The sequence below is a fragment of the Streptomyces humi genome (assembly GCF_001005085.2).
GTDB classification, from domain to species: domain Bacteria; phylum Actinomycetota; class Actinomycetes; order Streptomycetales; family Streptomycetaceae; genus Streptomyces; species Streptomyces humi.
This window is the reverse complement of sequence record NZ_LBMU02000033.1, coordinates 15,333-40,925: the sequence shown is the minus strand read 5'-3', so window position 1 is coordinate 40,925 and position 25,593 is coordinate 15,333. Positions and strand designations below refer to the sequence as shown.

The 25,593-nt window shown below is 73.9% G+C and carries 21 protein-coding genes and 1 pseudogene; 17 read left to right on the top strand and 5 right to left on the bottom strand.

Annotation, left to right across the window (positions count from 1 at the left end; genetic code table 11):
• From AAW13_RS15435 to AAW13_RS15420, 4 genes and pseudogenes are all read left to right on the top strand, one after another.
• Positions 1-338, top strand: a pseudogene (locus AAW13_RS15435) (flavodoxin-dependent (E)-4-hydroxy-3-methylbut-2-enyl-diphosphate synthase); the annotation flags it as partial.
• Between the two features lie 260 nt (positions 339-598).
• Positions 599-1,447 carry a GNAT family N-acetyltransferase gene (locus AAW13_RS15430; protein WP_046732571.1) on the top strand — a complete coding sequence of 283 codons (849 nt, stop codon included), beginning with the start codon at positions 599-601 and terminating at the stop codon, positions 1,445-1,447.
• A 47-nt stretch (positions 1,448-1,494) separates the two neighbouring features.
• Positions 1,495-2,025 (top strand): GNAT family N-acetyltransferase, encoded by a 531-nt coding sequence (locus AAW13_RS15425; protein WP_046732572.1) that lies wholly within the window; start codon positions 1,495-1,497, stop codon positions 2,023-2,025.
• 106 nt (positions 2,026-2,131) lie between these two features.
• The gene (locus AAW13_RS15420) at positions 2,132-3,838 is read left to right on the top strand and encodes a proline--tRNA ligase (RefSeq protein ID WP_046732573.1); all 1,707 of its coding nucleotides are present in this window, start codon (positions 2,132-2,134) and stop codon (positions 3,836-3,838) included.
• A gap of 191 nt (positions 3,839-4,029) precedes the next feature.
• Here AAW13_RS15420 and AAW13_RS15415 read toward each other — a convergent pair whose 3' ends face one another.
• Positions 4,030-4,392 carry a hypothetical protein gene (locus AAW13_RS15415; protein WP_240528627.1) on the bottom strand — a complete coding sequence of 121 codons (363 nt, stop codon included), beginning with the start codon at positions 4,390-4,392 and terminating at the stop codon, positions 4,030-4,032.
• 39 nt (positions 4,393-4,431) lie between these two features.
• On the opposite strand from AAW13_RS15415, the gene AAW13_RS15410 reads away from it, so the two are divergent.
• The 4 genes from AAW13_RS15410 to AAW13_RS15395 are packed head-to-tail and all read left to right on the top strand — an operon-like array spanning position 4,432 to position 7,403.
• Positions 4,432-5,400 carry an FAD:protein FMN transferase gene (locus AAW13_RS15410; protein WP_046732574.1) on the top strand — a complete coding sequence of 323 codons (969 nt, stop codon included), beginning with the start codon at positions 4,432-4,434 and terminating at the stop codon, positions 5,398-5,400.
• Entirely contained in the window at positions 5,397-5,972 is a 576-nt protein-coding gene (locus AAW13_RS15405) for a ferric reductase-like transmembrane domain-containing protein (RefSeq protein WP_046732575.1), read from the top strand. The genes AAW13_RS15410 and AAW13_RS15405 overlap by 4 nt, the downstream gene beginning before the upstream one ends.
• Positions 5,972-7,189, top strand: a complete 1,218-nt coding sequence (locus tag AAW13_RS15400; RefSeq protein ID WP_046732576.1) for an NADH-ubiquinone oxidoreductase-F iron-sulfur binding region domain-containing protein — start codon at positions 5,972-5,974, stop codon at positions 7,187-7,189. The genes AAW13_RS15405 and AAW13_RS15400 overlap by 1 nt, the downstream gene beginning before the upstream one ends.
• A gap of 1 nt (position 7,190) precedes the next feature.
• On the top strand, positions 7,191-7,403 hold the full coding sequence (locus AAW13_RS15395; protein WP_046732577.1) for a ferredoxin: 213 nt from the start codon (positions 7,191-7,193) through the stop codon (positions 7,401-7,403).
• An 89-nt stretch (positions 7,404-7,492) separates the two neighbouring features.
• Here the strand turns inward: AAW13_RS15395 and AAW13_RS15390 are convergent, their stop codons facing one another.
• From AAW13_RS15390 to AAW13_RS15380, 3 genes are all read right to left on the bottom strand, one after another.
• Positions 7,493-8,389 carry an aminoglycoside phosphotransferase family protein gene (locus AAW13_RS15390; protein WP_046732578.1) on the bottom strand — a complete coding sequence of 299 codons (897 nt, stop codon included), beginning with the start codon at positions 8,387-8,389 and terminating at the stop codon, positions 7,493-7,495.
• Between the two features lie 153 nt (positions 8,390-8,542).
• Positions 8,543-9,031, bottom strand: a complete 489-nt coding sequence (locus tag AAW13_RS15385) for a ferritin-like domain-containing protein (RefSeq protein ID WP_046732579.1) — start codon at positions 9,029-9,031, stop codon at positions 8,543-8,545.
• A complete protein-coding gene (locus AAW13_RS15380; protein WP_046732580.1) occupies positions 9,028-9,621 on the bottom strand; it encodes a hypothetical protein in 594 nt (197 codons plus the stop codon). The genes AAW13_RS15385 and AAW13_RS15380 overlap by 4 nt, the downstream gene beginning before the upstream one ends.
• Before the next feature lie 237 nt (positions 9,622-9,858).
• Here AAW13_RS15380 and rimP point away from each other — a divergent pair, with 237 nt between their 5' ends.
• The 9 genes from rimP to AAW13_RS15330 all read left to right on the top strand — a co-directional run bounded on the left by rimP (position 9,859) and on the right by AAW13_RS15330 (position 22,228).
• On the top strand, positions 9,859-10,371 hold the full coding sequence (gene rimP / locus AAW13_RS15370) for a ribosome maturation factor RimP (RefSeq protein ID WP_046732581.1): 513 nt from the start codon (positions 9,859-9,861) through the stop codon (positions 10,369-10,371).
• 2 nt (positions 10,372-10,373) lie between these two features.
• Positions 10,374-11,360: a transcription termination factor NusA gene (nusA, locus tag AAW13_RS15365; protein ID WP_046732582.1), complete on the top strand. Its 987-nt coding sequence runs from the start codon at positions 10,374-10,376 to the stop codon at positions 11,358-11,360.
• Between the two features lie 167 nt (positions 11,361-11,527).
• A complete protein-coding gene (locus tag AAW13_RS15360; protein ID WP_071659563.1) occupies positions 11,528-11,797 on the top strand; it encodes a YlxR family protein in 270 nt (89 codons plus the stop codon).
• 154 nt (positions 11,798-11,951) lie between these two features.
• Positions 11,952-15,068, top strand: coding sequence for a translation initiation factor IF-2 (infB, locus tag AAW13_RS15355; protein ID WP_071659562.1), 3,117 nt, complete (start codon positions 11,952-11,954; stop codon positions 15,066-15,068).
• Between the two features lie 422 nt (positions 15,069-15,490).
• Positions 15,491-15,784 carry a DUF503 domain-containing protein gene (locus AAW13_RS15350; protein WP_046732584.1) on the top strand — a complete coding sequence of 98 codons (294 nt, stop codon included), beginning with the start codon at positions 15,491-15,493 and terminating at the stop codon, positions 15,782-15,784.
• Positions 15,785-15,822: 38 nt separating this feature from the next.
• Positions 15,823-16,281 (top strand): 30S ribosome-binding factor RbfA, encoded by a 459-nt coding sequence (rbfA, locus tag AAW13_RS15345; RefSeq protein ID WP_046732585.1) that lies wholly within the window; start codon positions 15,823-15,825, stop codon positions 16,279-16,281.
• Complete coding sequence (gene truB / locus AAW13_RS15340; protein WP_046732586.1) at positions 16,278-17,183, top strand: tRNA pseudouridine(55) synthase TruB; 906 nt, start codon at positions 16,278-16,280, stop codon at positions 17,181-17,183. The genes rbfA and truB overlap by 4 nt, the downstream gene beginning before the upstream one ends.
• Before the next feature lie 241 nt (positions 17,184-17,424).
• Positions 17,425-21,150, top strand: a complete 3,726-nt coding sequence (locus tag AAW13_RS15335) for a trypsin-like peptidase domain-containing protein (RefSeq protein WP_046732588.1) — start codon at positions 17,425-17,427, stop codon at positions 21,148-21,150.
• Between the two features lie 118 nt (positions 21,151-21,268).
• Positions 21,269-22,228: a bifunctional riboflavin kinase/FAD synthetase gene (locus tag AAW13_RS15330; RefSeq protein ID WP_046732587.1), complete on the top strand. Its 960-nt coding sequence runs from the start codon at positions 21,269-21,271 to the stop codon at positions 22,226-22,228.
• 72 nt (positions 22,229-22,300) lie between these two features.
• Here AAW13_RS15330 and AAW13_RS15325 read toward each other — a convergent pair whose 3' ends face one another.
• Positions 22,301-25,306 carry a nucleotide-binding protein gene (locus AAW13_RS15325; protein WP_107483335.1) on the bottom strand — a complete coding sequence of 1,002 codons (3,006 nt, stop codon included), beginning with the start codon at positions 25,304-25,306 and terminating at the stop codon, positions 22,301-22,303.
• Positions 25,307-25,593: the final 287 nt, after the last annotated feature.

Genomic DNA, 25,593 nt, shown 5'->3' with positions numbered 1-25,593 from the left:
GCCTGGAGATCGTCTCCTGCCCGTCCTGCGGCCGCGCCCAGGTCGACGTCTACAAGCTCGCCGAAGAGGTCACCGCGGGCCTCACCGGCATGGAGGTCCCCCTCCGGGTCGCCGTCATGGGCTGCGTCGTCAACGGCCCCGGCGAGGCCCGGGAGGCCGACCTCGGCGTCGCCTCCGGCAACGGCAAGGGCCAGATCTTCGTCAAGGGCGAGGTCATCAAGACGGTCCCCGAGTCCAAGATCGTGGAGACCCTCATCGAAGAGGCCATGAAGCTGGCCGAACAGATGGAGGCGGAAGGCGTGGCCTCGGGCGAGCCGTCGGTCTCGGTGGCCGACTGACTCTGCCGGGAGCGGACGCGCCCCGAAAGGGGCGCTGGGGGTCCCCCGGCCGAAGGCCGGGGGAGGAACTGCGCGACCAGCCAGGCACCCCCGCACCCGCGTGCTCACCCGTTCTCCCCCGGGCTCGTAGGCGCTCAAGCAGGCCACCACGGCTGACGGCACCAACAAGCCAACGGCAACCCGCACCGGGGCGGCACCGCTCAGCTTCCGCAGGTACAGTGCGGAGATCAAGCAGAACCCCTCAGCGTGAGGCCCCGCACGTGTTGACGCAGACCACCTCACGGGTGCTCGAACCGAGCGACCTGGACGCCGCGCTCGCGGTACTCGACCGCGAGCCGGTCGCGAACGCCTTCGTGACCTCCCGTGTCCAGGTGGCCGGCCTCGACCCCTGGCGCCTCGGCGGCGAGATGTGGGGCTGGTACGAGGACGGCATGCTCACGTCCCTCTGCTACGCCGGCGCCAACCTCGTCCCGATCTGCGCCACCCCGCGCGCGATCCGCTCCTTCGCCGACCGCGCCCGCAGGGCGGGCCGCCGCTGCTCCTCCATCGTCGGTCCCGCCGAGTCGACCGGCCAGCTGTGGCGCCTCCTGGAACCGCACTGGGGCCCGGCCCGCGACGTCCGCGCCCACCAGCCCCTGATGGTCACCGACCGCATGCCCGCCGACATCGCCCCGGATCCGTACGTCCGACGCATCCGCAAGGACGAGATGGAGGCGATCATGCCTGCCTGCGTGGCCATGTTCACCGAGGAGGTGGGCGTCTCCCCGCTGGCCGGTGACGGCGGCCTCCTCTACCAGGCGCGGGTCGCCGAACTGGTCGGCTCCGGCCGCTCGTTCGCCCGCCTCGACGAACACGGCAAGGTCGTCTTCAAGGCGGAGATCGGCGCGGCGACGGCCGAGGCCTGCCAGATCCAGGGCGTCTGGGTGGCCCCCGAGTACCGCGGCCAGGGTCTGGCGGCCCCCGCGATGGCAGCTGTGCTCCGCTACGCGCTCGCCGACGTGGCCCCGCTGGTCAGCCTCTACGTCAACGACTTCAACACGGCCGCGCGCAGGACCTATCTGCGGGTGGGCTTCCAGGAGGTCGGCGCGTTCATGAGCGTGCTGTTCTGACGGCTCCCCTCCGGCAGTCCCGCCGACCCCCCTGTACCCTCCCCCACATGACCCTCGTGATCGGCCCCCTGGACCTCCCCTCCCACGTAGACGAGGCCCTGGCAGTCCAGGCGGTCGCCTTCGGTCTCGGCCCCGACGAGGTGGCGGTCCGCCGCCAGATCGTCCTCCGCCACATGCAGTACCCCGGGGCACGGGCCCTCGGCGCGACGGCCGAAGGCCGGCTCGTCGGGTTCGTCTACGGCATGCCCAACTCCCGCGCGCACTGGTGGTCCACCGTCGTGGAGCCCTACCTCCGCGCCCAGGGCCATGCCGACTGGCTCGACGACTCCTTCGTGATCACCGAGCTCCATGTGCACCCGCTCCACCAGAACCGCGGCGTCGGCCGCCGCCTGATCACGATGATCACCGACGGCGCCGCCGAGCCCCGCTCGATCCTCTCCGCGATCGACACCGACAGTCCGGCCCGCGGGCTGTACCACTCCCTCGGCTACGCCGACCTCGCCCGCCAGGTCCACTTCCCCAGCGCCGCCAAGCCGTACGCCGTGATGGGCGCCCCCCTGCCACTCCGTCGCCGTTAACGGATTTCCACCGGCACAGCAAGCCCGGCTAACCTCCTGCCATACACCTCCCTCGCTCCCGGGCCCGCCCGAGCGGGGGACCCCCATCGGCAGGAGCACAGGAAACATGGCGAACGCACCGGTCCAACGCATGTCCCAGTTGTTGGCGAAGACGCTGCGTGACGACCCGGCCGACGCCGAGGTCCTCAGCCACAAGCTCCTCGTCCGCGCCGGCTACGTCCGCCGCACCGCCGCCGGCATCTGGTCGTGGCTGCCGCTCGGCCTGAAGGTGCTGTCCAACATCGAGCGGGTCGTCCGCGAGGAGATGGACGCGATCGGTGCCCAGGAGGTGCTGCTCCCGGCCCTCCTGCCCCGGGAGCCGTACGAGGCGACCGGCCGCTGGGACGAGTACGGCGCCGAGCTGTTCCGCCTCCAGGACCGCAAGGGCGGCGACTACCTGCTCGGCCCGACCCACGAGGAGATCTTCACCCTGCTGGTGAAGGACCAGGCGTCCTCCTACAAGGACCTGCCCGTCATCCTCTACCAGATCCAGAGCAAGTACCGGGACGAGGCCCGTCCGCGGGCCGGCATCCTGCGCGGCCGGGAGTTCCTGATGAAGGACTCCTACTCCTTCGACCTGGACGACGACGGCCTGGCCCGCTCCTACGCCCTGCACCGCCAGGCCTACCAGCGGATCTTCGAGCGCCTCGGCCTCGACTACCGCATCGTCGCCGCCACCGCCGGCGCCATGGGAGGCTCGAAGTCGGAGGAGTTCCTGGCCCCGGCCGAGGCCGGCGAGGACACCTTCGCCGACTGCCCGAACTGCGACTTCGCGGCGAACACCGAGGCGATCTCGTACTCGCTGAAGCCGGTCGACGCCACCGACGTGCCCGCGCTGGAGGAGATCCCGACCCCGGACACCCCGACCATCGAGACCCTCGCCGCCCACCTCGGCGTCCAGGCCTCCGAGACCCTGAAGAACCTCCTCGTGAAGGTCGACGGGGAGATCGTGGCCATCGGAGTCCCGGGGGACCGCGAGGTCGACATGGGCAAGGTCGAGGAGCACTTCGCCCCGGCCGCCGTCGAGCTGGTCACCGAGACCGACTTCGCCGGCCGTCCCGACCTGGTCCGCGGTTACGTGGGCCCGCAGGGCCTCGGTGAGAAGGTCAAGTACATCGCCGACCCGCGGGTGGCCCCCGGCACCTCCTGGATCACCGGTGCCAACAAGCCGGGCACGCACGCGAAGAACGTCGTGGCGGACCGTGACTTCACCGTGGACGAGTACGTCGACGTCGTCGTCGTGCTGGAGGGCGACCCCTGCCCGAAGTGCGGCACCGGCCTCAGGCTGGACCGTGCCATCGAGATCGGTCACATCTTCCAGCTCGGCCGGAAGTACGCCGACGCCCTCAAGCTCGACGTCCTCGGCCAGAACGGCAAGCCGGTCCGCGTCACCATGGGTTCCTACGGCATCGGCGTCTCCCGCGCCGTCGCCGCGCTCGCCGAGCAGACCGCCGACGAGCACGGCCTGGTGTGGTCCCGGGAGATCGCGCCGGCCGACGTGCACGTGGTCGCCGCCGGCAAGGCCCTCCAGACCGAACTCGCCCTGGACGTCTCCGAGCGGCTGCGGGAGGCCGGCCTGCGCGTCCTGGTCGACGACCGCGCCGGGGTCTCCCCGGGCGTGAAGTTCACCGACGCGGAGCTGATCGGCGTACCGCAGATCCTGGTCGCGGGCCGCCGCTCCGGCGAGGGTGTGCTGGAGCTGAAGGACCGCAAGACGGGCGAGCGCGAGGAGCTGACGGTCGACGAGGCGATCGCCCGCCTGACCGCCGTCTGACCCGACTCGTCCCGCGAGGGCCGCCGGTGTGACCCACCGGCGGCCCTCGCGGCTTTTCAGGAACGTCTCAGACAGTTCTTCCGATCCCTAGGGCTGCCTCACAGGTTTCTCTCAGGGTGGTCCCCGAACGTGATGCGTGACAGAGAGTCACGTGGGAGGGGATCGGTCATGACCGGGAGAGCACAGCACAGTCAGCAGGGGGACCGGCCGGGGGACCGGGGCGCGGCCGCGGCGGTCCGCCGCGGCACCCGGCGTACGGCGGCGCTGGCGGCGGCGGTCACGCTCGCCGCGGCGGCCGGGGTGTTCGCCCTGGTCGGCACCATGCAGGCGGACGCCGACACGACGGCGAGCGGCAACACGGGCACCACGTCGAGCAGTTCAGGCTCGAACTCCGGCTCCGGCTCGGACGGTTCGTCCTCGTCGAGCTCCAAGTCGACCGACTCGACGAGCACTTCACCCTCCACGTCGTCGTCCTCGTCGTCCTCGTCGTCCTCATCATCGTCTTCGTCTTCGTCGTCGTCCTCGGACCTCCAGTCCTCCTCCGGCGGTCTCACCTCCGGCGGCGGCTCCGCCGACGCCACCTCGGGGGCGTCATGACCACCCGCACCGCGCGCGCCACGGCCGCCGCCGACTGGCGCGCTCTCGGCACCACCGTCCGCCTGGTCGTCACCGACCCGGCCCTGCTGGACTCCTGCAACCTGCTCCTCGCCCGGCAGCTCGCCGAGGTGGACGCGGCCTGTAGCCGGTTCCGCACCGACTCGGAACTCGCCGCCCTGGACACCGCCGACGGCCGCCCGGTCCGGGTCAGCCCGCTGCTCGCCGAGGCACTCGCGGTTGCGTTGCGCGCCGCCGAGGCGACCGACGGCGCGGTGGACCCCACGATCGGCTCCGCGATGACCGCGATCGGCTACGACCGCGACTTCACCCTCGTCCGCGAGGACGACCGCCCGGTCTCCCTGCGGGTGCGGCGCGCCCCCGGCTGGCGCGCGGTCACCCTCGACCGGACCACCGGCACGGTCACCGTCCCCGAGGGCGTCCGCCTCGACCTGGGCGCCACGGCCAAGGCCTGGGCCGCCGACCGTGCCGTGCGGATGCTGGCGGGAGCGGCCGGCTGCGGGGTGCTGGTGAGCCTCGGCGGCGACACCGCCGTCGCGGGCGAGGCCCCGGCGGGCGGCTGGCAGATCCGCGTCCAGGACGTCACCGGCGCGGTCGACGAAACGCCCGCCGAGGGGTCGTACGACACCGTCGGGCTGCGCTCCGGAGGCCTCGCCACCTCCGGTACCGCCGCCCGCCGCTGGCGGCGCGGCGGTCACCACCTCCACCACATCGTCGACCCGCGCACCGGACTGCCGGTCCGCTCCCCGTGGCGCACCGTCTCGGTGGCCGCCGCCGACTGCGCCGACGCCAACGCGGCGACCACGGCGGCCCTGGTCAAGGGCGCGGGCGCGGAACGCTGGCTGACCCGGCTCGGACTGCCGGCCCGCCTGGTCGCGCACGACGGCACGGTCGTCACCACCCCGGGCTGGCCCACCTCCGCCGTCGCACCGGAGGCCGCGGCATGACCTCGGAGACCCTCTGGTACGCCAACCGGGCCACGGGCGCCGTCTGCCTGGTCCTCTTCACCGTGGTCGTCCTGCTCGGCATCGCCGTCCGCCTCCGGGCCCGCCTCCCCGGCCTGCCGCGCTTCGGCACGGTCTCGCTGCACCGCACGCTCTCCCTGTCGGCCACCGCGTTCCTGGTCCTGCACATCGCGGTGGCGGTCGTCGACGGCTACGTGAACATCACGGTGGCCGACGCCCTCGTCCCCTTCGTCTCCGAGTACCAGCCGCTCTGGCTCGGCCTCGGCACCGTCGCCTTCGACCTGCTGCTCGCGGTCCTGGTCACCAGCCTCCTCCGCGACCGCCTCGGGCACCGTGCCTGGCGGGCGGTGCACTGGCTGGCGTACGCCTCCTGGCCGGTCGCCCTGATCCACGGTATCGGCATCGGCACGGACGCCGGCACCGACTGGATGACCTGGCTGACGGTGGCCTGCGTGGTGACGGTGATCACCGCCTTCACCGTGCGCACCGCCCATGCCGTCCGCGCCTCACGCCAGACCCCCGCAGCGCTTCTGCACACCGAAGGGGCCCACTGATGACCACGCTCTTCACCGACGTCTACATGTCCCCGCGGCTGCTGGCCCCCGGCGGCACCCCGGCCGACCTCAGCACCCACGAACAGCGCTACGGACCGCTCTCGTACGGCGATCCGGCCACGGTCCTGCGCACGCTCGCCGCATCCGGCCTCACCGGCCGCGGCGGGGCCGGCTTCCCGGCCCACCGGAAGTTCGCCGCGGTCGCCGACGCGGCTCGCCGCACCGGGCGGCCGCCGGTCGTCGTCGCCAACGGCGCGGAGAGCGAGCCGGCCAGCCACAAGGACCGGACCCTGCTCCGCCTCTCACCCCATCTGGTCCTGGACGGAATCCAGCTGGCGGCCGAGGCGGTCGGCGCGGAGGAGGCGTACCTCGCCGTCGAGGACGGTGCCTCCTACCTGGAGTCGGCCCTCGCCCAGCGCCGCGACCCGCTCCGCGTGCGGGTCGTACGACTGCCCGCCCGCTTCCTCTCCGGTCAGGCCTCGGCCCTCGTCCAGTACCTCTCCGGCGGCCCGGCCCGCCCCACGCACCCGGTCCCGCCGGTCCGTGAACGCGGGGTGGGCCGGGCCCCCACCCTGGTCCAGAACGTCGAGACCCTGGCCCACCTCGCGCTGGTCGCCCGCTACGGCGCCGACTGGTTCCGCTCGGCCGGCACCCCCGCGGAACCCGGCAGCGCGCTGTGCACCCTGCACACGGCGGGCCGTGAAGTCCGGGTGGTGGAGGCCCCGTTCGGTATGCCGGTGGGCCGGCTCCTGCCGCTGGACGGCGCGTCCGCGGTGCTGGTCGGCGGCTACCACGGCACCTGGATCCCGGCGGCCGAGGCCGCCCGGGTCCCGCTCTCCCCGGCCTACCTGGGCGCGGGTGTGCTGGCCGCCCTCCCCGCCGACCGCTGCGGCGTGACCGAGACGGCCCGGGTCGTGCGCTACCTGGCGCTCCAGTCGGCGGGCCGGTGCGGCCCCTGCCTCAACGGCCTGCCGCGCATCGCCGAGGCCTTCCGGATTCTGGCCGGACCCGGCCCGCAGGGCCGCGCCCGTACCGACATCTCCCGCTGGGCGGGTCTGGTCGAGGGCCGGGGCGCCTGCCACCACCCCGACGGCACGACCCGCCTGGTCCGCAGCGCGCTCACGACCTTCGCGACGGAAATCGACGCGCACGCGAACGGCCACTGCACCGCGACCGACCGCACCCCTCTCCTGCCCGTACCCGCCGAGAAGGTCTGACATGGACCAGCACATCACCATCGACTGGACGTCCTGCCAGGCCCACGGCCTGTGCGCGGAGCTGCTGCCCGAGCACATCACCCTGGACGAATGGGGCTACCCCCTCGTCGACGGCCGCCCGATACCGCCGCGCACCCGCAAACGGGCTCGCAGAGCAGCGGCTGACTGCCCGGTCCTGGCTCTGAAACTGACGGAGGAGCGAGCGCCCCGCTAGGGGCGCGGGGCTGTATCTGATGTGCGGCTCCGCCGCGTGGGCGCGACCAGCCCCCACCGAACCCGCACCCGACCCCTCACCTGAAACCGTCAGACCCACCCGGCGAACTCGAGCAACAGCTCCGCGTCCGTCGGCCGCCCGACCCTCCGCGCCCGCACTCCCGACTCCACGGCCCGGAACAGCGTCCACCCCCGCAGCCGCTCCTGATCCACCTCCAGCGACTCCGCGAGCCGCTTGATCCGCCGGCGGGTGATCGACGCACCCGACGGCGAGGCGATCAGATCCTCCACCCGGTCCCGCACGAGCCGCGCCAGATCGAACGCGCACTCCCCGACCACCGGATCCGGCCCCACCGCCAGCCACGGCAGCCGCTCCCCGGCCAGCACCTTGCTCTGCCGGAACGTGCCGTGCAGCAACCGCCGCTCCGGTTCGGCGGCCAGCAGCTCCTCCCGGGCGGCGAGCGCCGCCGCCACCAGCGGGGCCACGTCCGCGTCCCCGGCCGCCGCGGCCATCGCCGCCGCCTGCCGTCCCGTGCGTTCGGCCACGGTTTCGAACACGTGCCCGGACGGCGGTTCCACCCAGAGCCGCCGCAACGTCCCGGCGGCCTCCAGCAGCGCCTTCGCCTCCGCCAGCGACCGCACCGACACCTCCGGGTGCAGCCGCTCCAGCAACAGCACGCCCGCGGCCGCGTCGTCCTCCAGGAGCCGTACCGCCCCCAGCCCACCCCAGTGGGCGAGGGCCGCCGCCTCGCTCTCCGGCCGGCCCCGCCGCGGCGCCAGCTTGAGCACCGCCGGTGTCCCGTCCGCGCGCCGCACCAGCAGTACGAGACTGCTGCGGCCGCCCGGCACCTGCACCCGTTCCACGGTCAACTCGCGTTGCGTGACGGCCCGTTCCACCGCGCTCGGCAGCTCTGCCAGCCACTTGTCACCGTCCGGCGCCGTCTCACCGAGCGCCTTCACCAAGCGCCGCGGCGGTTCGAAAGCCATATGCGAGTCATTCCTTTCCTCTGTGCCGAGAAGTGCCAGTCAGTGCCAGTTGCGCCGGTAAGTGGCCATCAGCCCCGGTTGTGCGGGGAGGTGCCAGTCGGTGCTGGTGCGCGCCAGTCAGTGCCAGGGCGCGCAGGGGCGCCCCGGGGGGTGCTAGGGAGTCGCCGAAGCCGTGGGCGAGGCCGAACCGCCGGCCTGTCCCAGCGGCGCGCTCCGCTCGGCGAGCCCAGGGAAGGCTACGCTCTCACCGCGCCAGCGCACCGCCCGCACCGCGGCCTCCCGCAGCGCCCCGGCCGCCGAGCCGCGCCGGGTGCCCGAGGAGGCCCGGACCAGGTCGGAGTACACGTCGGCGACCCGGTCCTCCAGTTCCGCGGCGAGCCGTACGGCCGTCGCCGCGTCGCTCACCGCGAACGGCAGCGCGTACGCGGCGCTCGCGGCCACCGGCTCACCGCCCAGGTCCCGCACCTCGCGGGCCAGCGCGTCCCGGCCGGACCGGTGCGCGTCGTAGGCGGCACGTGCCTCGGCCAGCCGCTGCGCGCCTACCCGGCCGCCGACGACGCCGTAGCCGTACACCGCCGCGTGCTCGGCCGCCAGCGCCGCCTGGAGCGCCTTGAGCACGCCCGCCCTGGCCTCGTCGCTCACTTGTCACCCTTCGTCAGGAGATACGCGTGCCCGGCCCCGGCCGCCGCCACGCCGGCCAGCAGCCGCGCCAGCTCGCCCGGCACGTCCAGGAGCGCCTTGGCCCGCTGGTCGGCGAGGGTCCGTTCGGCGGTGGCCAGCGCCGCGAGCGCGGCCTTCGCGTCGGCCGGTACCGCGGGGGAGGCCGCGCCGGACGGCGCCGCCGAAGAACCGGCTGCCGGGAGCGTTGCCGACGCCGACGCCGACGCCGTTGCCGACGCCGTTGCCGACGCCGATGTGGATGCCGTGGCCGTTGCCGGACCGGACCCTTCCGCGAACGCCGCCGCATGTGCCGCCACCTCCGCCCGCAGCGGCCGCAGCCGCTCCGCGAGCGCCGGATGGACGGCGAGCACGGCGTCGTACCGCGCGAGCAGCGCACTGCTGTCCCGGGCCGCACGCGCGCGTGCCCGCGTGGAGACCGACGGGGTGCCGGCCGTGCCGGCGGAGTCGGAGCCGGTGGAGCAGCCGGCCAGCGCGGCCGCCGCGGCCGCTGAAACGATCAGGCTCCTTCTGCGTACTCCCGAGCGGGTACGCGACGACGGGGGCAACGGCACGGCTGACGTCCTCGGGGGGCTCGTACGAACACACGGGCGGGCGGGCACCCCGCGGTGATCACGTTACCCGCGCATCCGGTCAACCGGCGTCACCGGCTCGTCACCCTCGCGCGCAAGCGGTCCGGGGGTGCGGCCGGCCGCACCGGGGCAGGACGCAACACACCTCACGACCCGATACGCTTTGACCAGACACGCGACCCATCCCACAACAGCACACGCGGCCGAGGAGTCACCCGGATGAGCACCACCCAGAGCGAGAGGCTGCGAGAGCTCCTGGAACCGCTCGTCACCTCCCAGGGACTGGATCTCGAAGAGATCGCCGTGGACTCCGTCGGACGCAAGCGGGTGCTGCGCGTCGTCGTCGACTCGGACACCGGGGCCGACCTGGACCAGATCGCCGATGTGAGCCGTGAGCTCTCGGCGAAGCTCGACGACAGCGACGCGATGGGCGAGGGGGAGTACACCCTCGAGGTCGGTACCCCCGGCGCGGAGCGCCTCCTCAAGGAGCACCGCCACTACGTGCGGGCCGTGGACCGGCTGGTGAAGTTCCAGCTCACCGAGGGCGAGGACCTGGTCGCCAGGATCCTGGGCGTGGACGACGAGGGCATCGACCTTGAGGTGCCCGGCGTCAAGGGCCGCAAGGCCACCGCGCGCAGACTCGCCTTCGCCGACATCGACAAGGCGCGCGTGCAGGTCGAGTTCAACCGCAAGGACAAGAACGAGAAGAACGAGAAGGAAGAGGAGGCGTAGCCGTGGACATCGACATGAGCGCCCTGCGGGGCTTGGTTCGGGAGAAGGAGATCTCCTTCGACCTGCTGGTCGAGGCGATCGAGTCGGCCCTCCTCATCGCCTACCACCGCACCGAGGGAAGCCGCCGACACGCGCGCGTGAAGCTCGACCGGGAGACCGGGCATGTGACCGTGTGGGCGAAGGAGGACCCCGAGGACCTGGAGGAGGGGCAGGAGCCGCGTGAGTTCGACGACACCCCGTCGGACTTCGGGCGGATCGCCGCCACCACCGCCAAGCAGGTGATCCTCCAGCGGCTGCGCGACGCCGAGGACGACGCCACGCTCGGCGAGTACGCCGGTCGCGAGGGCGACATCGTGACCGGTGTCGTGCAGCAGGGCCGCGACCCGAAGAACGTGCTGGTCGACATCGGCAAGCTGGAGGCCATCCTGCCGGTGCAGGAGCAGGTGCCCGGCGAGAACTACGCGCACGGGCTGCGGCTGCGGTCGTACGTCGTACGGGTGGCGAAGGGCGTCCGCGGTCCCTCGGTGACCCTCTCCCGTACGCACCCGAACCTGGTGAAGAAGCTCTTCGCGCTCGAGGTGCCGGAGATCGCCGACGGGTCCGTCGAGATCGCCGCCATCGCCCGGGAGGCCGGTCACCGGACGAAGATCGCGGTCCGTTCCACCCGTTCGGGCCTGAACGCCAAGGGCGCCTGCATCGGCCCCATGGGCGGCCGGGTCCGCAACGTGATGGGCGAGCTGAACGGCGAGAAGATCGACATCGTCGACTGGTCGGACGACCCGGCCGAGATGGTGGCGAACGCGCTGTCCCCGGCCCGGGTCTCCAAGGTCGAGGTCGTGGACCTGGCGTCCCGGTCCGCCCGGGTGACCGTGCCGGACTACCAGCTGTCGCTGGCGATCGGCAAAGAGGGGCAGAACGCCCGTCTCGCCGCCCGTCTCACCGGCTGGCGCATCGACATCCGCCCAGATGTCGAACAGGTGGCCGAATAGATCACCGGCCGAGCCCCGGGTGGATCACCGGGTACGGCTCCCGTCCCGTCCGGAGTTCACCCGGACGGGGGGAATAGTTCCAAGCCGCAGGTGGCTTGGATTACGACAATGGCCGTTCGATCTTTGCCCCGAAGGGGTGAGGTCGGTACGGGGAGGTAGACTTAGCAGTGTCTGGCCGGACGCGTGCCCGCGCATGCCCTGAGCGCACCTGTGTGGGGTGCAGGCAGCGAGCGGCCAAGACCGAACTGCTGCGGATCGTGGCGGTCGAGGACGAATGCGTCCCCGATCCTCGCGGTACGCTGCCCGGCCGGGGTGCATATGTACACCCCGTCCAGGTCTGTCTGGACCAGGCGGTGCGCCGCCGGGCACTCCCGCGGGCGCTGCGCGTCCCGGGTCCGCTGGACGTAAAGGCGTTGCGCCGGTACGTCGAGCAGTAACACCGTAAGAAGCGTCGTACGGAACGTCCGTGCGGCTCTGGTACCCCGCGAGTTGGAAGTAGGTCGAGATTGCGATGAGCACTCGATGAGCACGCGATGAGTACGCCCATGAAGTAGCGACGGTCCGGACGCACCCGGACCTAAAAGGAGCGAAGTGGCTAAGGTCCGGGTATACGAACTCGCCAAGGAGTTCGGGGTTGAGAGCAAGGTCGTCATGGCCAAGCTCCAGGAACTCGGTGAATTCGTCCGTTCGGCGTCCTCGACGATCGAGGCGCCCGTTGTACGCAAGCTGACCGACGCCCTCCAGGGCGGCGGCAGCGGTAAGCCCGCCCCGCGCAAGGCGGCCCCCAAGCCCGGCGCGCCCTCTCCGGCGCAGTCGGCCCGTCCGGGTGCCCCGAAGCCGGGTGCCCCGCGTCCGGCTGCCCCGCAGCCCCCGGCCGCACCCGCGGCCCCGGCGGCTCCCGCGGCTCCGGCTCCGGTCACCCCCGCGCCGGCCGCCTCCGGCCCGCGTCCCGTCCCGGGCCCCAAGCCCGCGCCGCGTCCGGCCCCGGCCGCGCCCGAGTTCACCGCACCGCCGGCGCCTCCGGCCGCCGCGGCGCAGAGCCCGGCCGCCGCCCAGGGCGCACAGGGCCAGGGTCCGCGCCCCGGCGCCGGTCCCCGTCCCGGCCAGGGTGGTGCCCCGCGTCCCGGTGGCCGTCCGGCCCCCGGTCAGCGCGACGCGCGTCCGGGCCAGGGCGGTCAGCGCCCCGGCGGCCAGGCCCCCCGTCCGGGCGGTGCCCGTCCGGCCGGTCCGCGTCCGGGCAACAACCCCTTCACGTCCGGTGGCTCCACCGGCATGGCCCGCCCGCAGGCCCCGCGCCCGCAGGGCGGTCCGCGCCCGGGTGGCCCCGGTGCCCCCGGCGCCGGTCCCCGTCCGCAGGCGCCCGGCGCCCAGGGCGGCGGTCCGCGTCCGCAGGCTCCCGGCGGTGCCCGTCCGAGCCCGTCCGGCATGCCCCGCCCGCAGGGCGGTCCGCGTCCCGGCGGCGGCGCCGCGGGTCCGCGTCCCAACCCCGGCATGATGCCGCAGCGTCCCGCTGCCGGCCCGCGTCCCGGCCCCGGTGGCGGCGGTCGCGGTCCCGGCGGTGCGGGTCGTCCCGGCGGTGCCGGTCGTCCCGGCGGCGGCGGCTTCGCCGGTCGTCCCGGTGGCGGCGGCGGCGCCCGTCCGGGCGGTGGCGGCGGCTTCGCCGGCCGTCCCGGTGGCGGTGGCCCCGGCGGCGGTGGCGGCTTCGGCGGCGGTCCCGGCGGTGGCGGCGGCGGTCGTCCCGGCTTCGGCGGTCGTCCGGGCGGTCCCGGTGGCCGTGGTGGCACGCAGGGCGCCTTCGGCCGTCCCGGCGGTCCGGCGCGCCGTGGTCGCAAGTCGAAGCGGCAGCGTCGCCAGGAGTACGAGGCCATGCAGGCCCCGAGCGTCGGCGGCGTGATGCTGCCGCGCGGCAACGGCGAGGCCATCCGCCTCTCCCGCGGCGCGTCGCTCACCGACTTCGCGGAGAAGATCAACGCCAACCCGGCGTCGCTCGTCGCGGTCATGATGAACCTCGGCGAGATGGTCACGGCCACGCAGTCCGTCTCCGACGAGACGCTCCAGCTCCTCGCCGACGAGATGAACTACACGGTTCAGATCGTCAGCCCCGAGGAGGAGGACCGCGAGCTGCTCGAGTCCTTCGACATCGAGTTCGGCGAGGACGAGGGCGACGAGGAGGACCTGGTGGTCCGTCCGCCGGTCGTCACCGTCATGGGTCACGTCGACCACGGTAAGACCCGACTGCTCGACGCCATCCGCAAGACGAACGTCATCGCGGGCGAGGCCGGCGGCATCACCCAGCACATCGGTGCCTACCAGGTCTCCACCGAGGTCAACGACGAAGAGCGCAAGATCACCTTCATCGACACCCCGGGTCACGAGGCGTTCACCGCCATGCGTGCCCGTGGTGCGAAGTCGACCGACATCGCGATCCTGGTCGTCGCGGCCAACGACGGCGTCATGCCGCAGACGGTCGAGGCGCTCAACCACGCCAAGGCGGCCGACGTCCCGATCGTCGTCGCGGTCAACAAGATCGACGTCGAGGGTGCCGACCCGACCAAGGTGCGCGGTCAGCTGACCGAGTACGGCCTGGTGGCCGAGGAGTACGGCGGCGACACCATGTTCGTCGACATCTCCGCCAAGCAGGGTCTGCACATCGACTCGCTGCTGGAGGCCGTGGTCCTCACCGCGGACGCCTCGCTCGACCTGCGGGCCAACCCGGCCCAGGACGCGCAGGGCATCTCGATCGAGTCCCGTCTCGACCGCGGCCGCGGTGCCGTGGCGACGGTCCTCGTCCAGCGAGGCACGCTGCGGGTCGGCGACACGATGGTCGTGGGCGACGCCTACGGTCGCGTCCGCGCCATGCTCGACGACAACGGCAACAACGTCGCCGAGGCCGGCCCCTCCACGCCGGTGCAGGTCCTGGGTCTGACCAACGTCCCGGGTGCCGGCGACAACTTCCTCGTGGTCGAGGAGGACCGTACGGCCCGCCAGATCGCGGAGAAGCGCGCGGCGCGCGAGCGCAACGCGGCCTTCGCGAAGCGCACCCGCCGGGTGTCCCTCGAGGACCTGGACAAGGTGCTCAAGGCCGGCGAGATCCAGCAGCTCAACCTCATCATCAAGGGTGACGCTTCTGGTTCCGTCGAGGCCCTGGAGTCCTCCCTGCTCCAGCTGGACGTCGGCGAAGAGGTCGACATCCGCGTCCTGCACCGCGGCGTCGGTGCGGTCACGGAGTCCGACATCGACCTGGCGATGGGCTCCGACGCCATCGTGATCGGCTTCAACGTCCGTGCGGCCGGCCGCGCGGCGCAGATGGCCGAGCGCGAGGGTGTGGACGTCCGGTACTACTCGGTCATCTACCAGGCGATCGAGGAGATCGAGGCGGCCCTCAAGGGCATGCTCAAGCCGGAGTACGAGGAGGTCGAGCTCGGTACGGCGGAGATCCGCGAGGTCTTCAAGTCGTCCAAGCTGGGCAACATCGCCGGTGTCCTCATCCGCTCGGGCGAGGTCAAGCGCAACACGAAGGCCCGCCTCGTCCGCGACGGCAAGGTCATCGCGGAGAACCTCAACATCGAGGGTCTGCGCCGCTTCAAGGACGACGTCACCGAGATCCGCGAAGGCTACGAGGGTGGTATCAACCTCGGAAACTTCAACGACATCAAGATCGACGACGTCATCGCGACGTACGAGATGCGCGAGAAGCCGCGGGTGTAACACCCACGGTTGACAGCCGGCCGACGGGACTTCGGTACCGTCGGCCGGTACTTTTCCGGCCCGCCCGCCGGACCCGGTGGGCCGGGAGGCCCCGCCGCGGGGCTCCGCCCCGGATCCCGTCCTTCGCCCACCCACCACCCGACTCGGCCGGCCAGGAAGCCACCGCGTCGGTCCGCCGAGCGGGTTTCGCCCGCAAGGGCACCGTCTCGGCTCGCCGAGTCGGGCGGTGGGCGGGCGAGGCCGGGGACCGGGGCGGAGCCCCGTGCCGGCCACCTCTCGGCCCACCGAGTCGGTTGGACGGGTGGGCGGCGCGGCCGAGCCCCGGGACGGCTGGGGAAAGTCGGTCGAGCCCCCGGCAGGGACGGGGTACCGTTCCTGTCAGGGCCATCGATCCCGTACCGGCGGGTTAACCGGATACATACATGTACGTGGGGACCCTGTCCTTCGACCTCCTCCTCGGCGACATCCACTCGCTCAAGGAGAAGCGCTCCGTCGTCCGCCCGATCGTCGCCGAACTCCAGCGGAAGTACGCCGTGAGCGCGGCCGAGGTGGACCACCTGGACCTTCATCGCAGGGCCGGTATCGGCCTCGCCATGGTCTCCGGCGACGCCGCGCACCTCACCGACGTACTCGACCGGTGCGAACGGCTGGTCGCCGGCCGCCCCGAGGTGGAACTGCTGTCGGTCCGACGGCGCTTCCACGGCGACGACGACTAGACCTGAGAACGACAAGAAGAAAGAACGGGAGCGGACCAGTGGCCGACAACGCGCGGGCGAAAAGGCTGGCGGACCTCATCCGAGAGGTGGTGGCCCAGAAGCTACAGCGCGGGATCAAGGACCCGCGGCTCGGCTCGCACGTCACCATCACGGACACCCGGGTCACGGGTGACCTCAGGGAGGCGACCGTCTTCTACACGGTGTACGGCGACGAGGAGGAGCGGCAGGCCGCGGCCGCCGGGCTGGAGAGCGCCAAGGGCATCCTCCGGTCCGAGGTGGGCCGGGCGGCCGGCGTGAAGTTCACGCCGACCCTGGCCTTCGTCGCGGACGCCCTGCCGGACACCGCCCGCAACATCGAGGACCTCCTCGACCGGGCACGCCAGTCCGACGCGAAGGTCCGTGAGGCCTCCGCGGGAGCCCACTACGCGGGTGACGCCGACCCGTACCGGAAGCCGGGCGAGGACGCGGCCGACGAGACGGACGACACCACCGAATGACCAGCAAGCCCACCCCGCCCGACGGCCTTGTCATCGTCGACAAGCCGTCGGGCTTCACCTCGCACGACGTCGTCGCCAAGATGCGGGGCATCGCCCGCACCCGGCGCGTCGGGCACGCCGGCACCCTCGACCCCATGGCCACGGGCGTCCTCGTCCTGGGCATCGAGCGGGCGACCAAGCTCCTCGGGCACCTCGCCCTCACGGAGAAGGAGTACCTGGGGACCATCCGCCTCGGGCAGAACACGGTCACCGACGACGCCGAGGGCGAGATCACCTCGTCCACCGACGCCTCCAAGGTGACCCGCGAGGCCGTGGACGCCGGCATCGCCGAGCTCACCGGCGCCATCATGCAGGTCCCGTCCAAGGTCAGCGCCATCAAGATCGACGGCGTACGGTCCTACAAGCGCGCCCGGGACGGCGAGGACTTCGACATCCCGGCCCGCCCGGTGACCGTCTCGTCCTTCGCGGTGTACGACGTCCGGGACGCCGTCGCCGAGGACGGCACCCCCGTCCTCGACCTGGTCGTCTCGGTCGTCTGCTCCTCCGGCACCTACATCCGGGCCCTCGCCCGGGACCTGGGCGCCGGCCTGGGCGTCGGCGGACACCTCACCGCGCTGCGCCGGACCCGCGTCGGGCCGTACAAGCTGGACTCGGCGCGCACCCTCGACCAGCTCCAGCAGGAGCTGACCGTGATGCCGATCGCCGACGCGGCGGACGCCGCCTTCCCGCGCTGGAACGTCGACGCCAAGCGGGCCAGGCTGCTCACCAACGGGGTGCGCCTGGAGATGCCCGACGAGTACGCGGGCGCCGGTCCCGTCGCCGTGTTCGACCCCGAGGGCGGCTTCCTCGCGCTCGTCGAGGCGCAGAAGGGCAAGGCCAAGAGCCTCGCCGTGTTCTCCTGAGCCTGCCCGTGGAGCGGCGACCACGGGGTCTTGACGCCGCCGCCGCTCCACGGTCCCCCCTCGGTTCCCCCACCCCTAGGGTGTATCCACCCGCCCCCGGCTATTCACCCGACCGAGCAGGCGCTCGGAGTGAACCGGGGGAGCGGAGGGGGGCGCGTTCCCGGCCCGCTCTGTCCCGCTGATCATTTCGCGCCTACCGTCGGAAACGAGGGCACGGGTGTACGGGCGGGGAGGTTCGATCATGGCGGGACGCGGCCCGCGGACCGGGAGCGGTCGCCGGACGGCGGACGGCGTGGGGGAGGCGGACGGCGTGGGGGAGGCGGACAGGGCCGCGGATCCGGGACCGGTGCCCGACGGGCGGCTGGTCCGGATCCGGGACCTCGCCGGGCGCCCGCGCGGCACCGGCTTCCTTGCCGACCACCACGGAACGCTCGTCACCAGCCACGAGGCCGTCGACGGCCTGGCCCGGATCGTGCTGCACGCGGCCGGGGACCGCACCTGCGTGGTCGCCTCGGACGCCGTCACGCCGCTGCCCGCCCACGGCCTGGCCCTGATCCGCACCGAGGGTCTGGGCGTGGACCCGCTCCCGATCACCGCGCGCGAGCGGATCCCGGCCGGCGCGTACGTCCGGGTCGCCGCCGACCGCTGGCGCGAGGCCCGGGTGCTCGCCGCGACCCAGGTGACCTACACCGCCACCGACCGCTTCCACCTCCTGGAGGACGCACTGGAGCTGGCGATCGGCACGGCCGGCCGGGACGCCCTGCGGCTCGGCGGCGGAGCGGCCGGCGGCCCGGTCCTGGACGCCGAGACCGGCGCGGTCCTCGCGGTCCTGGGCACGGCCCTCCAGTCCGGCCAACGCGACGTCGGCTTCGCGGTCCCTCTGCACCGTCCGCACAGCGGCCCCCTCGCCGACCTCCTCGCCCGGAACGCGGCAACGGTCCCGGCGTACGGCATCGACCTGAACCTCGCCGGAATCCTGGAACTGACAGCCATCTCGGTCGCCCAGGACGGCCCCCCGGACACCCTCTCCGGAGCACCCCGAGGAGGAGCGCCCCGAAGGGGCGCGGGGAACTGCGCGATCAGCCCCCACTCACCCGCACCCGACCACATGGACCACGTCCAGCCAATCGAACGACCCTCGGTCGCCACCGAACTCTCTGCCTTCGCCGAAGCCACCGGCACCGGCACCGGCACAGTCCTGGCCCTCGTGGGCGCTCCCGGCACCGGCCGCACCACCGAACTCGCCGCCCTCGCCGCCCGCCGCAACAGCGCGCCGCACCCCGCCCCCACGCTCTGGCTCCGCGGCGCCGACCTCAAGGCCGCCGACACCTCCGTCGCCGACGCCGCCCGCCGCACCCTGGAGCGCGCGGTCCGGATCGTCGCCGCCTCCCGCTCCCAGCTCCCCGGCGACCTGGGCGAACTGACCGTGGAACGGCTGGCCGCGCTGGCCGCCCGCACCGGCCGGCCGCTGCTCCTCCTGCTCGACGGCCCCGAGGAGATGCCCCCGGTCCTCGCCCACCGGCTGCCCGCCTGGACCGAGGGCACCGCCGACTGGCTGCGCGACACCGGTGCCCGGCTGCTCGTGGCCTGCCGGGAGGAGTACTGGGAGGGCGCCGGCGCCGAGTTCCCGCCCGGCCTGCTGCACGGCACCGGTGCCGAACCGCCGTGCGTCCGGCTGACCGACCTCACCCCCGACGAGGCCCGCCTGGCCCGCTCCCGCTACGGTGTGCCCGAGGGCGCCCTCGTCGACCGCGACGCCCGCCACCCCCTCACCCTGCGCCTGCTCTCCGAGGTCCGCGCCGCCCTCCCGGGCGCGCCCGAGGCCGCCCCGGTCGACCGGCACGACGTCCTCGCCGCCTACCTCGACCTGATGTGCCTGCGCATCGCGGTCCGGCTGGCCGCCGAGAACGGCCTGCGCGGCAGGGCCGTACGACGGCTCGCCGCCCGGGTCTCCGGCCAGGTCCACGAGGCCGCCCGGCGCAGCCTCGGCCCCGGACAGGGGGAACTCGACCGGGAGACGTTCGAGACGGTGTTCCCGTGGGGGCCCGTCCCCGCCCACCTCGGCGGCGGCTCCGGCTGGGCCTCCGCCGTCCTCACCGAGGGCCTGCTGGTCCCCGCCGGCGGCGGCTACCGCTTCGCCCACGAGGAACTGGCGGACTGGATCCAGGGCACGCACCTGGACCTGGACGAGGCCCTGCACGCCCTCGTGCACCGCCGCCGCACCCCCCAGGACACCCATCGGGACACCCATCAGGAGATCCCTCAGGACATCCCTCAGGACACCCACCCCCTGCCCGTGCCGCGCCACCGGATCGGCCCGGTGGTCCACGCGCTGCTGCTCCTCGACCGCCTGTACGGTCCCGCCGGGCTCGCGCCACGACTGCGGGAGCTGGCGCACGCCCTGGATCTGGACCCCGGCTCCTGGTGGGCCGCGCGGCTGCTCACCCAGACCCTGCTCCGGCTGCCCGACGCGACACCGTACGACGAGGTGCTGAGGCTGCTCGCCGACCGCGTGGTGCGCCGGCAGCGCACGGTGTCCAAGGAGTTCGGGCCCGCGTTCTGGATCGCGCTCCCCCTCCCCGAGGCCGACCGTTTCGAGCTGCTGCGCAGGCTGGTCCTCGCGGACGAGCCGCTGCCCGAGACGGCGGGCGTCGGGCGCTTCGGAACCCGGCCGGCGGCCGTTGCGACCGTGCCGGCCGTTGCGACCGTGCCGGCCGGAGTATCGGGAGCCACCGCACAGGCGCCGGAACCCGAGGGCACGGTGCCACGCTTCCTGGACGCCGTCGCCCGGCTGCTGGCCGCCGACCCCACCGCCGTACAGCCGTACCTCACGCGGTGGTTCGACGACGAGCGGCCGCTGCCCGCGATGCCGCACGCCACCGTGGCCACCGCGGCGCAGGCGCTGCTGCACACCCATCGGCACGGTGCGCTGGACGAGCTGACCGAAGTCCTGGTGGACGCCGCGCACCGGCGCGGCGACGAACTGCTCGGCGTGCTCGCCGAGGACGAGCCGTCCGCCCTCTGCCGGGCCGTCGACCGCTGGGCGCACGACGAACGCCCGGCCCGCCGGGTGGCCGCCGTCGCCCACGGGCTGCGCACCGCACCGCACGTCCGCGGCGAAGCCGACCGCGAACTGCTCCGCTACGCCGCGCTCGCCCTGCTCGCCCGACCCGCCGACTGCACCCTGCACGGCGGCGCCCTCGCCCTGCTGGTCCGCGACCCGGCGACCCGAGCCCGTCATCTCCCCGCGGCGCTACGGCACTTCGCCGTCGGCGACCACCAGCTCACCCCCGCCGCCCTGGTCCCCGCCCTGGCCACCCACCCCGACGAGGTGCTGGCGGCCTTCCGCACCCGGCTGCGCGGTCCGCACGCCGGACAGGTGCTGCGCACCCTCGCCGAGGTCACCGTGCCCTCGCACACCCCGCACCTCACCGAGCTGGTCCTGGAGGCCGCCGAGCTGCGGCCGGAGCTGGCCGGGCAGGTGGCGGGGTTCGTCGAGCGCCGCCTCAACCAGGGCGCCGCGTCCCGGGCGATCCTGCTGCCGCTGGTCACCGGGCTGCTGGACGACGGCCCCGAACCGGTGCGGGCGGCCCTGGCGACCGTCCTCGGAGCGGCCGGTCCCCCCGTCTCACGGCCGCTCCGCGGCGAGCTGCTGGAAGTCCTGCTCGCCCGTGAGCGCGACCCGGGCGTGCTGGACGCGCTGCTGCACGCGGCGGCCGCACAGCGCGGGGAGGACGGCGACCGCATGCGCGACCTGGTCCGCCGTACCGGCCTGCTGCTGGTCCGCACCCCGGACGGCGCGACCCGTTTCGACCGGGGACTGGTCGACCTGGGCCGGCACGTGCCCGGATTCGCCGCCCTGATGGCCCGCTGGCTCGCCGACACCCCGGACGAGTGGGCCGCGGTGGTGGGTCCGAGCACCCGCCGGATGCTGGGAAACCTGGCCGGGGTACGGGTCCCCGCGTGACCGCGGACACGTGCGCCCGGTCACAGCGACCGTGCCGGTGTGAGCCGAGTCCGGCAAACATGGCACCCTTAGACCTGCGTAAGAGGGACAACGGACACAGGTTCGAGGAGAGGTCACAGTGCAGCGCTGGCGTGGCTTGGAGGACATCCCCGAGGACTGGGGGCGCAGCGTCGTCACCATCGGTTCCTATGACGGGGTGCACCGCGGTCACCAGGTGATCATCCGGCATGCCGTGGACCGCGCCCGTCAGCTGGGCATCCCCGCCGTCGTCGTCACCTTCGACCCGCACCCGAGCGAGGTCGTCCGCCCCGGCAGCCACCCGCCGCTGCTCGCCCCGCACCACACCCGCGCCGAGCTGATGGCGGAGCTGGGCGTGGACGCGGTGCTGATCCTCCCCTTCACCAGCGAGTTCTCGCGGCTGTCGGCCGCCGACTTCGTGGTGAAGGTGCTGGTCGACCGGCTGCATGCCAAGGCGGTCGTCGAGGGCCCCAACTTCCGCTTCGGCCACAAGGCCGCGGGGAACGTCGAGTTCCTGATCGAGCAGGGCAAGGTGTACGACTTCGAGGTCGAGGTCGTCGACCTGTTCGTGCGCGGTGAGGCGGGTGGCGGCGAGCCGTTCTCCTCGACGCTGACCCGGCGGCTGGTCGCCGAGGGCGACATGGCGGGCGCCCGCGAGATCCTGGGCCGCCCGCACCGTGTGGAGGGCGTGGTCGTGCGCGGCGCCCAGCGCGGCCGCGAGCTGGGCTTCCCCACCGCCAACGTGGAGACGCTCCCGCACACCGCGATCCCGGCCGACGGCGTCTACGCCGGGTTCCTGCACGCCCAGGGCGAGGCGATGCCGGCCGCGATCTCCGTCGGCACCAACCCGCAGTTCGACGGCACCGAGCGCACGGTGGAGGCGTACGCCATCGACCGCGTCGGCCTCGACCTGTACGGGCTGCACGTCGCCGTGGACTTCCTGGCCTACGTCCGCGGCCAGGCCAAGTTCGACTCCCTGGAGGCCCTGCTGGAGCAGATGGCCGAGGACGTCAAGCGCTGCCGGGAGCTGGTGGCGGCCGAGGAGGCCGAGGAGGTCTAGCGGCGGTCCGGCTGGACATACGCCGAAGGGCGGCCGGTGTGACGTGACACCGGCCGCCCTTCGGCGTTCCCGCTACTGCTGCGGAGGCTGCCCCGGCTGCGGAGGCTGCCCCTGCTGCCCCTGCTGCCCCTGCTGCTGGGGCTGCTGGGGTGCCTGCGGTGCTTGCGGTGCCTGGTCCTGCGGCGAGGGCTGTCCCGGCTGCGGGAATCCGTAGCCACCGGGCGGGGCCGGAGGAACGGGCGGCTGAGCGCCCGGCTGCGGGTAGCCGTAGCCCGGCTGGGGCTGCGCCTGCGGGGGATACGGCTGGCCCGGCTGCGGACCCGGCTGCGGCGGGTAGGGCTGGGCCGTCGGCTGCGGGCCGCCGGGGTGGCCGGGCTGCGGGCCGCCGTACAGCTCCTGCTGCGGGGGCGGGCTCTGCGGAGGCTGACCCTGCTGGGGCGGGTAGGGCTGCGCAGGCTGCTGCGGATACGGCTGTCCGGGCGCGTACGGCTGCGGCTGGGGCCGGCCCGGCGCGTAGTACTGCTGGCCGGGGCCGGACATCGGCTGACCCGGCATCGGCGGGGCGGCCACCGGCGGCGGATTGCCGTCGCTGGTCCACAGACCGTGCATCTGCTGGTGCCGTACGAAGTCCTCGGCGACCATCGCCGCCAGGTTGAAGTACGACTCCCGCACCTTCGGCCGCATCATGTCGAGGTCGACCTCGGCGCCGGCGGCCAGGTGCTCGTCGAAGGGGACGACCACGACACCCCGGCAGCGCGTCTCGAAGTGCTGCACGATGTCCTCGACCTTGATCATCTTTCCGGTCTCGCGGACCCCGGAGATGACCGTGATGGACCGGGAGACGAGATCGGCGTACCCGTGCGCGGACAGCCAGTCCAGCGTGGTGCTCGCGCTGCTCGCACCGTCCACCGACGGCGTCGAGATGATGATCAGCTGGTCGGCGAGGTCGAGCACCCCGCGCATGGCGCTGTACAGCAGACCGGTGCCGGAGTCGGTGAGGATGATCGGGTACTGCCTGCCGAGCACGTCGATCGCGCGCCGGTAGTCCTCGTCGTTGAACGTGGTCGAGACGGCCGGGTCGACGTCGTTGGCGATGATCTCCAGGCCGGACGGCGCCTGCGAGGTGAACCGGCGGATGTCCATGTACGAGTTGAGGTACGGGATGGCCTGGACCAGGTCACGGATGGTGGCCCCGGTCTCCCGGCGCACCCGGCGGCCCAGCGTGCCCGCGTCCGGGTTGGCGTCGATGGCGAGGATCTTGTCCTGCCGCTCGGTGGCGAGGGTCGAGCCGAGCGCGGTGGTCGTGGTGGTCTTGCCGACACCGCCCTTGAGGCTGATCACCGCTATCCGGTAGCAGGAGAGCACCGGCGTACGGATCAGCTCCAGCTTCCGCTGCCGCTCGGCCTCCTCCTTCTTGCCGCCGATCTTGAACCGGGAGGACGCGGCGGCGGGCCGGCCGCTCTTCGCCTTCTGCTTCTTGTTGTTGAGCAGCCGGTCGGAGGACAGCTCCACGGCGGCGGTGTAACCCAGCGGCGCGGCACCGGGGTTGGTCATCTGCCGTTGGTCGTGCTGGATGGGCTGCGGCCAGGCGGTCCCGGCACGGGGGTCGACGGGCGGCTGGGGCGCGTGCGCCTCCTGCCCGGGCTGCGGCGCCTGAGCCGGCGGAGCGGGCTGGGCGGCGCGCGGGTCCTGGGCGGCGGCGTGCGGCTGCTGCGGAGCCGGGGCCTCCGCCTGCGGCACGGGCTGACCGGGCTGCGGGAAGCCGTAGCCGCTCGGGGCGGGGGCCTGGGCGACCGGAGGCACGGGTGCGCCCGGGTAGCCGTAGCCTCCCTGTGCCTCCGGGGCGGGAGGCTGCGGGGCCTGCGGCCGGCCGGGGGGCGGGAAGCCGTAGCCGTCCGGTGCCTGCGGCGGCACGGGCGCACCCGGCTGCGGGAAGCCGTAGCCGCCGGGCTGGGCCGGGGGCACCGGGGGCTGCGCGGGCTGTTGGGCCGGGGGCTGTGCGCCGGGCTGTTGGGCCGGGGGCTGCTGCCAGGCGGCGGGTGCGGGCTGCGGCGCCTGCGGCTGGAACGGCGACTGCTGCCCGGGCACGCTCGCGGGGCCCTGCGCGGCGGCGGGCTGGGGGAGCGGCTGTGGCTGACCGGGCGTGGGCTCCGGCGCCGCGGCCGGCTGCGCGGGCCACTGGGCGGCGGGCGCGGGCGCCGCGGGCTGGTACGACGGCGGCAACGGCGGTACCGCGGCAGGGGGCGTCAGAGGCGTCGGCGGCGTCGGCGGCGGAGCCCAGGCGGTGGGCACGGCGTCCTCGGGGGCCGGGGGTGCGTCCTGCGGGGCAGGCGGTGCGGGGGTGGGTGCGGGGGCTGGGGCTTCGGCGTTCCGGGGTGCGGGCACGGCGTTCTGAGGTGCCGGCGCGGTGTCCTCGGGCTCGGTGACGGGCTCGGTGACAGGCTCGGGTTCGGCCGACTGCTCGGCGGCCAGTTCGTCGCCGTCGGCGGCCGCTTCGGGCGCGGTGCGGGCTTCACCGCGGGCCCCGGCCTCGGCCTCGGCCCCGGTCTCGGCGCCGGTGCCGGCGTCGGTGTCGACGACCGCGTCCCGCGACCCCGCCGCGTGGGCCTCCTCGGTCTCCTCAGCCTCCTCGGCGTCCCCGGCCGGGGCGGCTTCCTGGGCGGGCTCGTCCGCCTCGGCCCCACCGGCGATCTCAGGGGCGCCGTCGGCGACGGACTCGTCGCTCGGGTCCTCGTTCTCGTCGCGCGCGTCGGCCGACGGCTCGTCCTCGGAGTCGCTCACGTCGTCGGTGACGAGGCGCAGCGAGTCGTGCCGGCCGACGGGTTCGGACGCCTCGGCTTCCTCGGCCGCCCCCGCGACCGTCCCCTCGTCCTCGTCCTCGTCGTGCTCGTCCTCGTCCGCGCTCTCGGTCTCGTCGTGGGCGCCCACCGGAAGTGCGGCCACGGCGGCCTCGGATTCGGCCGCGTCGGCCGCGTCTTCGTCCTCGGTGTCGGCCGCGGGGGCCCGGGTCTGTTCGGCGGCCGGCTGCTCGGCTGCCTCGGCGATCTCACGCTTGAGGGCGACCGCGGAGAACCGCATCGTGGCGCCGCTCTCCAGGTCGCCGTTGTCCGCCTCCGGTCCGAGCTCAGGTCCCTGCTCTTCGGCGGCAGGACGCTGCGGCTCGAAGCCCACTGGCAGCTGCGGCACGGCCACCGGGCTCCCGGCGGGCGGCACGGCAGAGGCGGCCGGCACGACGGGCCCGGCAGGCGGTGTCGGCGGCGCGGGCGGCGTGAACGGCGCGGCCGGTGTCGTGGTGGCCGGCGGGGTGAAGGGCGCTCCCGGAGTGGCCGCCGGCGGCGGGGTGAAGGCTGCCCCGGGCGTCGCCG

What these genes read in the sequence shown, in the direction of transcription:
- AAW13_RS15425 (WP_046732572.1), top strand. Translation starts at nt 1,495, where the DNA reads ATGACCCTCGTGATCGGCCCCCTGGACCTCCCCTCCCACGTAGACGAG.
- AAW13_RS15420 (WP_046732573.1), top strand. Translation starts at nt 2,132, where the DNA reads ATGGCGAACGCACCGGTCCAACGCATGTCCCAGTTGTTGGCGAAGACG.
- AAW13_RS15410 (WP_046732574.1), top strand. Translation starts at nt 4,432, where the DNA reads ATGACCACCCGCACCGCGCGCGCCACGGCCGCCGCCGACTGGCGCGCT.
- AAW13_RS15405 (WP_046732575.1), top strand. Translation starts at nt 5,397, where the DNA reads ATGACCTCGGAGACCCTCTGGTACGCCAACCGGGCCACGGGCGCCGTC.
- AAW13_RS15400 (WP_046732576.1), top strand. Translation starts at nt 5,972, where the DNA reads ATGACCACGCTCTTCACCGACGTCTACATGTCCCCGCGGCTGCTGGCC.
- AAW13_RS15395 (WP_046732577.1), top strand. Translation starts at nt 7,191, where the DNA reads ATGGACCAGCACATCACCATCGACTGGACGTCCTGCCAGGCCCACGGC.
- AAW13_RS15390 (WP_046732578.1), bottom strand. Translation starts at nt 8,389, where the DNA reads ATGGCTTTCGAACCGCCGCGGCGCTTGGTGAAGGCGCTCGGTGAGACG.
- rimP (WP_046732581.1), top strand. Translation starts at nt 9,859, where the DNA reads ATGAGCACCACCCAGAGCGAGAGGCTGCGAGAGCTCCTGGAACCGCTC.
- AAW13_RS15350 (WP_046732584.1), top strand. Translation starts at nt 15,491, where the DNA reads ATGTACGTGGGGACCCTGTCCTTCGACCTCCTCCTCGGCGACATCCAC.
- truB (WP_046732586.1), top strand. Translation starts at nt 16,278, where the DNA reads ATGACCAGCAAGCCCACCCCGCCCGACGGCCTTGTCATCGTCGACAAG.
- AAW13_RS15335 (WP_046732588.1), top strand. Translation starts at nt 17,425, where the DNA reads ATGGCGGGACGCGGCCCGCGGACCGGGAGCGGTCGCCGGACGGCGGAC.
- AAW13_RS15325 (WP_107483335.1), bottom strand. Translation starts at nt 25,306, where the DNA reads ATGCGGTTCTCCGCGGTCGCCCTCAAGCGTGAGATCGCCGAGGCAGCC.